At 64.4% G+C, this 11300-nt stretch carries 12 protein-coding genes; 3 read left to right on the top strand and 9 right to left on the bottom strand.

The genetic code is table 11. The features are described 5' to 3' along the window. Positions 1–293 precede the first annotated feature (293 nt). The gene (locus tag J0I79_RS00185; RefSeq protein ID WP_292854172.1) at positions 294–1178 is read left to right on the top strand and encodes an alpha/beta hydrolase; all 885 of its coding nucleotides are present in this window, start codon (positions 294–296) and stop codon (positions 1176–1178) included. Positions 1179–1239: 61 nt separating this feature from the next. Further along, positions 1240–2253, top strand: coding sequence for a LacI family DNA-binding transcriptional regulator (locus J0I79_RS00180; RefSeq protein WP_292854170.1), 1014 nt, complete (start codon positions 1240–1242; stop codon positions 2251–2253). 22 nt (positions 2254–2275) lie between these two features. On the opposite strand, the gene J0I79_RS00175 is transcribed toward J0I79_RS00180, so the two are convergent. Together J0I79_RS00175 and J0I79_RS00170 are read right to left on the bottom strand one after the other, a co-directional pair. Then, the gene (locus J0I79_RS00175) at positions 2276–2956 is read right to left on the bottom strand and encodes a GntR family transcriptional regulator (protein ID WP_292854169.1); all 681 of its coding nucleotides are present in this window, start codon (positions 2954–2956) and stop codon (positions 2276–2278) included. Between the two features lie 95 nt (positions 2957–3051). Next, a complete protein-coding gene (locus J0I79_RS00170) occupies positions 3052–3690 on the bottom strand; it encodes an HD domain-containing protein (RefSeq protein WP_292854167.1) in 639 nt (212 codons plus the stop codon). 117 nt (positions 3691–3807) lie between these two features. Here J0I79_RS00170 and J0I79_RS00165 point away from each other — a divergent pair, with 117 nt between their 5' ends. Further along, complete coding sequence (locus J0I79_RS00165) at positions 3808–4782, top strand: GlxA family transcriptional regulator (protein ID WP_292854165.1); 975 nt, start codon at positions 3808–3810, stop codon at positions 4780–4782. 112 nt (positions 4783–4894) lie between these two features. On the opposite strand, the gene doeB is transcribed toward J0I79_RS00165, so the two are convergent. Genes doeB through ehuC form a run of 7 tightly spaced genes read right to left on the bottom strand, consistent with a single transcriptional unit; the run spans position 4895 to position 11198 of the window. Continuing rightward, a complete protein-coding gene (doeB, locus tag J0I79_RS00160) occupies positions 4895–5899 on the bottom strand; it encodes a N(2)-acetyl-L-2,4-diaminobutanoate deacetylase DoeB (protein ID WP_292854163.1) in 1005 nt (334 codons plus the stop codon). 5 nt (positions 5900–5904) lie between these two features. Next, entirely contained in the window at positions 5905–7083 is a 1179-nt protein-coding gene (doeA, locus tag J0I79_RS00155) for an ectoine hydrolase DoeA (protein WP_292854161.1), read from the bottom strand. Positions 7084–7120: 37 nt separating this feature from the next. After that, a complete protein-coding gene (gene eutC / locus J0I79_RS00150; RefSeq protein WP_292854159.1) occupies positions 7121–8113 on the bottom strand; it encodes an ectoine utilization protein EutC in 993 nt (330 codons plus the stop codon). Then, entirely contained in the window at positions 8110–9096 is a 987-nt protein-coding gene (gene eutB / locus J0I79_RS00145; protein ID WP_292854157.1) for a hydroxyectoine utilization dehydratase EutB, read from the bottom strand. The genes eutC and eutB overlap by 4 nt, the downstream gene beginning before the upstream one ends. Positions 9097–9100: 4 nt before the next feature. Beyond that, complete coding sequence (gene eutA / locus J0I79_RS00140) at positions 9101–9877, bottom strand: ectoine utilization protein EutA (RefSeq protein WP_292854155.1); 777 nt, start codon at positions 9875–9877, stop codon at positions 9101–9103. A gap of 2 nt (positions 9878–9879) precedes the next feature. After that, positions 9880–10539 carry an ectoine/hydroxyectoine ABC transporter permease subunit EhuD gene (gene ehuD, locus J0I79_RS00135; RefSeq protein ID WP_292854153.1) on the bottom strand — a complete coding sequence of 220 codons (660 nt, stop codon included), beginning with the start codon at positions 10537–10539 and terminating at the stop codon, positions 9880–9882. Beyond that, a complete protein-coding gene (gene ehuC, locus J0I79_RS00130; protein WP_292854174.1) occupies positions 10539–11198 on the bottom strand; it encodes an ectoine/hydroxyectoine ABC transporter permease subunit EhuC in 660 nt (219 codons plus the stop codon). Before ehuC ends, ehuD begins: the two co-directional genes overlap by 1 nt. Positions 11199–11300: the final 102 nt, after the last annotated feature.

The raw sequence follows: 11300 nt of genomic DNA, 5'->3' as shown, positions 1-11300 counted from the left end.
GAATTCTGTTGCCCATGATACTCCCCACGGCTCGGCAAAGGATGAACGCCACCGTTTCGGACGAGCTGACGCCCAGCCGATCCCTTGCATGATTTTTACGCGTTTGCGTTCCCGGACTGGACATTCGGCGAAATGCACGATACGCACAGTTTCAGCGTATCTACACGAGTAGATTAGGCGTTGCAAGAAGGAATTGGCTGATTTCCGCCGACATTCGCGTGGCACCGGTGTTGCGGAAACTGGCCGATGCAATCTACCGATAGCAGTGCCATGCCAGACTCCGGAGCCCTGCGATGCCCCTCTACCGCCAGTTCAACACCCAGGAGGAACTCGACTGGGAATACCGGCCCGAGGCCCGGATCGACGATCCCAAGGCATTTGAAAAAATCATCGCCGGGCGGATCGCTGAAGCCAACGAAGCCCGCAAAGTCCTGACGCGCACCGCCGATGTGCCCTACGGGCCGACTCGCATGGAGAAGCTCGACATCTATCCGGCCGCGGAAGCCGGCGCACCGATCGTCATCTTCATCCATGGCGGTTACTGGTTCGACGGACGGCTGAAGAAGGAGAACTACATCTGGGTTGCCAAGGGCTTCACCGCCAGCGGCGTCACCACCGTCATCATCGACTATGATGTCTGCCCCAAGGTGACCGTCGACGAGATCGTGCGCCAGTGTCGCGCCGCCGTCGCCTGGGTCTACCGGAACGCACAGACATTCGGCGGCGACAGGGAGCGGCTTTACGTCACCGGGAACTCCGCCGGCGGCCATCTGACGGCGATGATGGCCGTCACCGACTGGGTAGAGGATTATGCGCTGCCGGCCGATGTCATCAAGGGCGCCTGCCCGATCAGCGGCCTCTACGACCTCGAGCCGTTTCAGTACACCTGGCTTCAGCCGAAAATCCAGTTTAACGGTCAGCAGATCCGCCGCAACAGCCCGATCCTGCATGTGCCGGCGCGAGCGCCGGCGCTCCTCGTCAGCTGGGGCACGCAGGAGAGCTCGGAATTCTGGCGGCAGTCCGAGGCCTTCGGCGCCGAATGGCAGGCCAAGGGAAACGGTTTGATGATGCATCCACAGGAAGGCCGCGACCATTTCACGGCCATCAGCGGCTTCGCAGACGCGGACAGCGCCTTCCTGAAGGCAGTGATGGACCACATGCGAGGGTGCTGGAAGTAGCAGCCTCCGGCGTGTTGCCGGCATTGGCAATCGGTCCGCTCATCCGATAAGGAAACTTTGCATGGTCACCCGAGCCGACGTCGCGAACAGGGCTGGAACATCGACCGCCGTCGTCAGCTACGTCATCAATGACGGCCCTCGACCGGTGGCCGCGGAGACGCGCCGGCGCGTGCTCGAAGCAATCGCCGAGCTTGGCTATCGGCCGAACCGCGTCGCGCAGGCACTGCGCGGTCAACGGTCGCGCGTGCTGGGACTGATCGTGCCCGATATCTCGAACCCGTTCTACGCCGAGCTTGCCCGTGTCATCGAGAACTGCGCGGATCTCGACGGCTACACGCTCGTGCTCGGCAACAGCGAGCAGGATGCGCAGCGCGAGCTACGCTATGTCCGCACCTTCCTCGACCGCCAGGTCGACGGCCTGTTCCTGATCAGCGGCTCGAGCTCCGAGGAACTGATGGCGCTGTTTTCGGAGATCGCGGTGCCCTTCATCCTTCTCGACCGGCGCATCAACTACGCGTCCAACGCCTATCTGCTGGCGACCGACGGCATCGCCGGAGCGGTGATGGCGACAAACCACCTGCTGTCGCTCGGCCACCGGCGCATCGCGGCGCTGTGCGGCCCTTCGAAAATGCCGAGCGAACGCGCCAAGGGCTACATCCAGGCGATGGGCCAGGCGGGGCTGGAGCCGGTCCTCTATCACAGCGCCGATTTCGATCGGCAATCGACCTATGATCTGGCCAGGGACATTCTGGGCCGCAGCGACCGGCCGAGCGGGCTCTTCGCCACATTCGATCTCGCCGGCATCAGCGTGCTGCGGGCGGCCGCCGATTGCGGCATGCGCATCCCGGCCGAGATGGCGGTTGTCGGATATGACAACATCCAGGAGGGACTCTACGCGACGCCGCGGCTGACGACGATCGCACAGCCCACCGAGGAGCTTGGCACGCTCGCGACACGGCATCTGACCGGCCTTGTCGAAGGCAGGATCGAACGAACCTTCGGCATGAAACTGATCCCGCCACGCCTGGTCATCCGGGAAAGCTGCGGCTGGACAGGCAGCAGCAAAGGAAGCTGACGCAGGAGCCCGGTGTCCGGCGTCAGGATTTTCGCGAAAGGCCGCCGCCCTCTATCGCATTGACCAGCGTTTCGCTTCCTTCGCGCAGATGCCGCCTCAAGATGCTCACGGCCTTTTCGGCGTCGCGCCGGCGGCAGGCGGCAAGCAAGTCGCGGTGCTCGTTCTGCGAACGGCCGCGATAGTCGAGATTGGACAGAAGGATGCGAACATAACGGTCGGCCGCGTTGTGATGCGCCTCGATCAGGCCGAGCAGGCGGCGATTGCCGCAGGCATCGTAAAGCAACAGATGAAAGCCGCGGTTCAGCGCACCCCAGCGGCCGACATCGCGCTCCACGTCGATCTGGTCGAGAGCCTGTTCGGCCTCTTCAAGTTTGACACCGGCCAACACGGGCACGGACAAACGCAGCGCCTCGCATTCGAGCAGCTCGCGCACCGCGTAAATCTCGGCGATCTCGGCGCCGTCCATTCTGGCGACATGCGCGCCCTTTGTCGGATGAATGGAAACGATGCCTTCGGCTTCCAACTGGCGAAGCGCATCCCGGATCGGCATGCGGCTGAAGCCGAACCGCTCGGCCAGTTCATCCTGACGCAAGGCGGTGCCGGCCTTGAGAGCGCCGCTGGCTATCGCCTCGCGCAGGATATTGGCGACCTGCTCGGCGACCGTCAGCGGCCTGTCGATCACCCCTTCCGCGAACCCGCGCACTCGATACTCCCTCCGTCACGCGGGATCGAGCGTAGAGGAAAACCACGGGGCTGGATATGCGTATCCTGGTGTACAAGATGGCTTGAACGCGCGCCCTATCGCCAAGGCGAGTTGCGGATCACCGAGCAGAAGTTGCCGCGGTGAAAATGCGGCTCCTTGTCGGCGATCACATCGGCCTTGACGTTGCCGAACGTGGTGTCCGGCTTGTGCCTGATGCCGTCATAGAAGGCCTGGATGATGTCTTCCTTGAAGTCTGATGTCCTCGGGAAGGCCCGCACCACCGTCTCGCGCTCCTCGTCGGAATATTCCCTATGGGTGAGACCGAGGACATCCATCTCGACGCCGGCCGTCACCAGGGCCACCACGGGATGCATGTGAACCGGCACGCCCGGGGTAGTGTGCAGCGCGATCGCCGTCCAGACCGTGTAGGCGTCATCCTCCGAAATGCCCTGGCCGCGCAGGAACTCGCGCGCGGCGTGCGCGCCATCGACCTCGAAGCGTTCATGCGGGCTGCTGTGGGCGGGCATCAGCCCGAGATCATGAAACATCGCGCCGGCGTAGAGCAGTTCGCGATCGAATCTGAGCCCGCGATGCAGACCGGCCAGTGCCCCGAAATGATAGACGCGGCTGGAATGGTTGAAGAGCAGTTCGGTCTCGGTGTCGCGGATGAAAGCGGTGATGGCGCGCGCCAGCTTGCTGTCGGGAATGGCGGCGCCTTGAGGGATGATTGCCACGATGTCGTCTCCTGTTGATCCTGCGTGACAGGTTAGGCGTTATCGGCTATGGCAGAAATCGCTTTGTTGCAATGATTTCTGCCAAAACACCGGGAAAACGGACCTGGGAGCGGACTGATGACGTTGCGGATCGGCATACTCGCCATGGAAGGCGCCCAACTGCTCGACATCTCCGGGCCGCTCGATGTCTTCGCCGAGGCCAATCTGCAGGCCGGCAGGCAAGCCTACGCCATCTCAATCATCGCCTCGGCCTTGGGGCCTGTGCAGTGCTCCTCGGGAGCAAGGCTTCTGCCGGATGTCGTCATCGGGCAGGCCGACATGCCGCGCTTCCACACGGTCCTCGTGGCAGGCGCGCCACATCTGGCGCATCGGACGGGTGACGAGCATGTGCTCCGCTGGCTGCGCGCCGCCAGCGCGGCCGCGCGGCGTTACGGGTCGGTGTGCACCGGCGCCTTCCTGCTGGCGCAAGCCGGGCTGCTCAACGGCCGCCGAGCCACGACGCATTGGGCTGTCGCCGACCAGTTCGCCGAGCGCTTTCCCGACGTGACCCTCGATGTCGACGCCATTCATGTCCGCGACGGCAAGATCAGGACCGCCGCCGGCGTGACCGCCGGGCTCGACCTGGCACTGGCGCTGGTCGAGGAGGATCTCGGCGCCGAGATCGCGCGGCGTGTCGCGGCCCAACTGGTCATGTATTTCCGCCGTGGCGGCGGCCAGCTCCAGTACAGCCGCCGGGGCGCCGGCAGTCCGGCCGGGCGTTCGGCGCTGCAGCAGGTGCAGCGCTGGGTCATGGCCAACCCCGCCGAACAGCATGGCGTCGAGCAGCTTGCCCACCGAGCCGGCATGAGCCCTCGCCACTTCGCCCGGCTGTTTCGTCTGGAGGTCGGCGTCACGCCGTCAGCCTGGGTCGAGGCGATCCGGGTGGAAGCGGCGCAGCGCCTGCTCGAAACGGGCGCGGCACCGAAGCTCGTCGCCGACCAATGCGGCTTTTGCGACGTCGACACGTTTCGGCGTGCCTTCCAGCGCAAGACCGGTGTCACGCCCGCCGCCTACCGGCGCGTCCAGATCGGCGAGCCGCGCGGCGCGTCCTGAGCACGGCTGCCGGCTAGAGCGGTTCAGCGTTTGATGGAATCGCCGAACCCCTCTAGCACTTTTTTACGCAATTCCGGACGGAAAACCGTTCCACACTTTTCCTGGAATTGCTTTAGCCCTCGACCTCGACAGCAACCACCGCCGCGCAATCGCCGGCCTTGACCAGGCCCGGGAAATGCCGCGCCGCCAGCATGCCTGACATTTTTGCCCTGATCTCCTGCGGTGCAATGCCGGTGCGGCCGATCGAATGGATACGCGCCAACACCGCACCCTCCTCCACGGGATCACCGAGATCGGCCATGGTTTCGATCATGCCGTCTTCCTCGGCGAAGGTGAAGCAATCGCCCGACGGCATGTCCAGCCACTGGGTTCTGCCCTTCTCGACCACACCAGCAACGATGCCGGCATGACGAAGCACGTTGAGGATGCCGCGCCGCGCTATGCGCACCGTCTGAGCCCGCGACGTGCCGCCGCCGCCGAGTTCGGTGGTTACGAAAACCTTGCCCATCTCCTCGGCCGCCGTATCATACATGCCGACCGCGTCGATCTCGGTCATACGCATCGAGAACGGCGCCGAGAAAGCCTCGACCGCGTCGAAGGCTTTCTGCTCCTGGGCCTTGTCAGGCAAGGTATGCGCGGCGCAGAACGGCACGAAATCCAGCGTCCTGCCGCCGGAGTGAAAATCGAAGACGATGTCCGCGCGGGGCAGCAGTTCGCGCTGGAAATAGTCGGCGATCTTCTGTGTCACCGTGCCGTCCGGACGGCCGGGGAAAGAGCGGTTCATGTTGCCCTTGTCGATCGGCGAGGTGCGCGTCCCCGCGCGGAAGGCCGGATAGTTCATCGCCGGCACGATGATGACCGTGCCGGAAACATCGTTCGGATCCAGCATGCGGGCGAGTTCGTAGAGCGCCAGCGGCCCTTCATACTCGTCGCCATGATTGCCGCCGGTAAGCAGAGCCGCTGGCCCCTTGCCATTGCGGATGACGCAGACTGGGATCATCACCGAGCCCCAGGCCGAGTCATCACGGCTGTGGGGCAGGCGCAGGAAACCATGCTGGACGCCGTCCTTGTCGAAATCGACGGTCGGCGTGATCGGCGACGGGCGCGGGCTGGACATCGCGTTCAATCCTTCACCACCAGCTTGCGCGGCACATTGGCCAGGCACTCGACGCCGGTGTCGGTAATCAGGATGGATTCGGTGATCTCCAGCCCCATCGTCTCAAGCCACAGACCCGTCATGAAGTGGAAGGTCATGCCGGGCTTGAGTTCGGTGCGGTCGCCGGGGCGCAGGCTCATGGTGCGCTCGCCCCAGTCCGGCGGATAGGACAGGCCGATCGAATAGCCGGTGCGGTTGTCCTTGACGATGCCGTATTTCTTCAGGACGGCGAAGAAGGCATTGGCGATGTCTTCGCAGGTGTTGCCGGGTTTTGCCGCCGCCAGTCCCGCTTCCATGCCCTCCAGCGTCGCCTTTTCCGCATCGAGGAAGGCCTGCGTTGGCTTGCCCAGGAAGACCGTGCGCGACAGCGGCAAGTGGTAGCGATTGAAGCAGCCCGCGATCTCGAAGAACGTCCCCTCGCCCCGCTTCATCGGCTGGTCATCCCAGGTGAGATGCGGCGCCGAGGCGTCCACGCCTGAAGGCAGCAGCGGCACGATCGCCGGATAGTCGCCGCCGATGCCGTCGACGCCGCGCGTGCCGGCATCGTAGATCTCGGCGACGAGATCACATTTGCGCATGCCGATCTCGATCTTGTCGACGATGCGCCGATGCATGCCCTCGACGATGCGGGCCGCCTTGCGCATGTAATCGATCTCGGTCGGGCTCTTCACGGCGCGCTGCCAGTTCACAAGGGCTGTCGTGTCGACGAAACGGGCGTTGGGAAGATGCTTTTGCAACGACGCGAAGGCCGCGGCCGAGAACCAGTAATTGTCCATCTCGACGCCGATGGTGAGCTTGTCCCATCCGCGCTCGGCCAGTACGCCGGCGAGGTAATCCATCGGGTGGCGTTCGGTCGACTGCACATAGTGGTCGGCGTAGCCGACGATGTTGTCGTGCGCGAGATAGGCCGTGCGCTTCGCACCGTTGGCGTCCTGGCCGCGGCCATACCAGACCGGTTCGCCGGACGGCGGCACGATGACCGCCTGGTGCACATAGAAGGACCAGCCGTCATAACCCGTCAGCCACGCCATGTTGGAGGGATCGCTGATTATCAACAGATCGACGCCCTTCATCTCCATGGCCTTGCGTGTCTTGGCCAGGCGCTCGGCGAATTCGCCGAGCGAGAATTTCAGGTTTGGCTGCATTTTGTTGGTCCTCGTTTGTTGGGCCTGACGGCCGGCATCAGCTTTCAAAGATGGTTCCGGCATTCGCCGAGCGCGCACGGTCGCGGGCCAGGGTCGCGATCGCGGTGTCCTGCACGCCGGTGCCGGTGAGGTCGGCTATGGTGATGTCGCTGGCCGACCTGCGGCCGTGTCTGGCGCCGGCAATGATCTGGCCAAGTTCGGTGACCTCGGCATCCGCGGCCATGACCGCCGCCTCGATCGCATGGTGAAGCTCGCCAAGACGCCGCGTCTGCCTGGCGCTGTCGGCGACATAGAGGTCGGCCATCCGCAAGATCGCGGGCGCGATCTCGTTCTTGTGCTCGGCATCCGAGCCCATGGCGGTGATGTGCTGGCTGGCGGAGACGAAGCCGGCCTTGATCAGCGGCTCGGTCGACGGCGTGGTGGTGACGATGATGTCGGCTCCGGCAGCGGCTCTTGCCGCATCGGGTTCGGCACGTATGGCGATGCCGAGCCTTTCACCCAACCGGGTGGCCGTGGCTTCAGCCCTGGCGGCGTCCCGCGCCCAGATGCGCGCTTCCTCTATCGGCCTTACAAGCCGGAGCGCCTCAAGCTGAAGTCCGGCCTGAACACCGGCGCCGAAGATCGCGGCTACCTTGGAATCCTCGCGCGACAAGTGCTTGGCCGCGACCGCGCCGGCTGCGGCGGTGCGGACGTCCGTGAGGTAGCCATTGTCGAGCAGCAAGGCCTCGATCAGGCCGGTTTTCGACGACAGCAGCACCATCATGCCGTTGACGCTGGGCAGGCCGAGCTTCGGATTGTCGAAGAAGCCGGGGCTGATCTTGATGGCAAAGCCGTCGATGCCGGGTACGTAAGCCGTCTTCACATCGACCTCGCCATGCTGCTCGGGCATGTCGAGCCGCAGGATCGGCGGCATCGCCACCGGCAAAGTGGCGAGCGCACGGAAGGCGTTTTCGACACAGGCGACGGCGTCGAGATCGAGCGTCACGATCTTGCGCAGTTCCGCCTCGGTGAGGATGGTCATGCGGCTCATGCGGCACGCTCCGTCAACGAATGGTCCCCACAGACAATCCGGCGATGTAGGTTCATGTCGATGTTGCGGCCGGAGAGGATAAGAACGACAGGCCCGATTGCCTTGATTTTTCCCGCAAGCAGCGCACCGATGCCGACCGCGCCGGCGCCTTCGACGATCTCACGTTCATCCTCATAGGCGTGGCGGATGCCAGCCGCGATCTGGTCCTCGCTGAGCAGCACGACATCGTCGAGCAGGTCGCGGCACATGGCGAAGGTCAGTTGGTTGTCGAGGCCGATACCGCCGCCGAGCGAGTCCGCCAATGTCGGCAACTCTTCCACCTGCACCGGCCGGCCGGTGTCCAGGCTGGCTTTCATGGCCGCACCGCGCGCCATAGAGATACCGATGACCTTCGTGTTCGGGCTCATGCTCTTGACGGCGGCGGCCACGCCGGAGGCGAGGCCGCCGCCGGAGAGCGGCACCAGCACCGCTGTGGCACCTGTCACCTGCTCCATGATCTCAAGACCGAGTGTCCCTTGCCCGGCGATGATGTCGGGATGGTCGAAGGGCGGCAGCATCACCAGCCCCTCCTCCCCCACCAGTCGGTCGACCTCCTGCTGTGCGTCGTCCTGGCTGTTGCCGATGATGCGCACCTCCGCGCCAAGACGGCGGATGGCGTCGAGCTTGTTTTCCGGCACCAGCTTCGACATGCAGATCACCGCGCGCATGCCTTCGAGCTTTGCCGCATGCGCCAGCGCGCGACCGTGATTTCCGGTCGAAGCCGCGACGACACCGCGCGACTTCTGCTCAGAACTCAGCGCCGCGATGGCGTTGGAGGCACCGCGCAGCTTGAAGGCGCCGGTGGTCTGGTGGTGCTCCAGTTTGAGATACACAGAGTGGCCGGCACGATCCGACAGACTCTGCGACAACACGATCGGCGTCCGCTCGACCTTGCCGGCAATGCGTTCGCGCGCGGCGCGGATATGCTGAAGCTCGACAGTCATTCGATCACGCCGCCAAAGGCTTCGTCAGCAGCCGGCCGAACTCGGGTCGCGGCGTTTCATCACCGCAAAGCCGAAGGCAGTTCCAGGCACTGGCCTGATTGCTTGTGACGACCGGACGTCCGATTGCCTCTTCCATGCCAGGCACCGCGAGGGCGGCCCGCAGGGCCGTGCAGGAAACGAACAAGGCTTCGGCCTGCGGATGCACGACCTTGTGCGCCAACTCGACCAGCGCGGCAGGCTGGATGCGCGCCATCTCGCGGTCGTCTTCGAAGCCGAGGCACGTGAAGCTCTCTATGTCGAAGCCGTGGCCGGCGAAATAGGTCGCCATCGGCCGGCTGGTCTCGACGGTGTAGGGGGTGAGGATGCTGATGCGCTTCACGCCAAAGGCATTGAGCCCGCGCACACCGGCCATCGGCGGCGTTACCACTTGAACGCCGGGCTTGGTCGCCTGGATTGCCTGCTCAATCTCGGCGTCGCCGATCACCACCGAGGCAGAGGTGCAGGAATAGCAGACGGCGTCGAGCGTCTCCTCCGGCAGGATGAGCGCCGCGCCCGCCGAAAGCGACGGCTGCATCTTGCGCAGGTTCTCAGGCGTCGTCGGGTTGGCGTAAGGGATGCGCGCGACATAGACGCCGATGCGCTCGCTTGCCACCATGCGGCGGAAGTCGACCTCGCTGGTGTGGTCGGTCGCCAGCGCGACCAGGCCGACGCGCTTTTCCAGCGGACGGTCGTCGAGCGCGGGTCGCGCCGCTTCGAGGCGCATCTCTGGCAATGGCTTCATCGTTATCTCTCGATCTTGCCGTAGCGGCGTTCCAGCCAGCGCAGCAGCACGACGGAGCACAGGCTGATGGCCAGGAAGAAGGCGCCGACAAGCGTGATCGGCTCCAGGTATCGGTAGTAGGTGTTGGCGACGCTCTTGGCCTGGTTCATCAGTTCCAGCACGGTGATCGCCGAAAGCAGCGGCGTTTCTTTGAACATGGCGATGAAGTAGTTGGCCAAGGCCGGGATCATCGGCGGAATGGCCTGCGGAATGATGATGTTCGACCAGGTCTGGCGGGCGCTGAGGTTGCAGGCCTTCGCCGCTTCCCACTGGCCGCGTGGCACATTGTCGATGCCGGCGCGGTAGACCTCCGCCGTATAGGTGCCGTAGTGCAGGCCGAGCCCGATGACGCCGGCGACGAGGGGCGGCAGCAGGATGCCGATGTCGGGCAGCACATAGAAGATGAAGTAGAGCTGGACCAGAAGCGGTGTGCCGCGGATGAACTCGGCGGCCCAGCCGACGGTGCGCGACAAGGCCTTGTTCGGGGAGCGCCGCGCCAGTGCGATGCCGAGCCCGACGATCGCAGCCAGCACCGAGCCGAGCAGCGTCGCCAGGATGGTGATCTTCACCCCCTGGATCAGGGTTGGCATGATTTCGCGGACGAAATTCCAATCCCAATCCATCAGACACGCACCCCGTCAAGCCCGCGCGCCATGCGGCGCTCGAGCGAGCGCACGCCCCACGAGATAAGAAGCGCCAGGATGAAATAGATGACCAGGATGGTGGCGAACGGCACCATCGTATTGCCGGTCTGGGCGCGCACCACCTGGGCCTGGAAAGTGAGGTCGGCTAGAGAGATCAGCGAGACGACCGACGTGGCCTTCAGCAATTCGATGGCGTTGTTGCCGAAGGTCGGCAGCATGACCAGGAACGCCTGCGGCAGGATGACATGGCGCAGGCCCTGCCAGCGGCCGAGATTGAGCGCGATGCAGGCTTCGTGCTGCTCGCGGCCGATCGATTGCACCGCACCGCGCACGACTTCGGCGGCATAGGCACCGACATTCAGACCCAGCGCCAGCACGCCGGCCTGCAGCGGCGTCAGTTCCAGGCCGACCAGGGGCAGCACGAAATAGGCGAAGAACAATTGCACGAAGATCGACGTGCCACGAAAGAACTCGATATAGGCGGTCGCGAGCGCGCGCAGCATGAAGAAGCGCGACAGGCGACCCATGCCGGCGAGAAAGGCCATGAGCAGCGCCAGCACCGACCCCATCAGCGTCAGCTCGATGGTGACAAGCGCTCCCTGCATTATCAGGCCGAAATAGCCGGACCACTGCGTCATCTGGGTTCCAACGTTGGCGTTTAGTTTGCTTCTCCCTGCTTGCGAGGAGAAGATGCCGGCAGGCAGATGAGGGGCAGCGCCAGTCTGGCAGAACCTGGCGCC

The organism is Mesorhizobium sp., from assembly GCF_017306585.1.
GTDB lineage: Bacteria > Pseudomonadota > Alphaproteobacteria > Rhizobiales > Rhizobiaceae > Mesorhizobium.
Note: the sequence above shows the minus strand (reverse complement) of the source record. Positions and strands in the feature narration are given on the sequence as shown.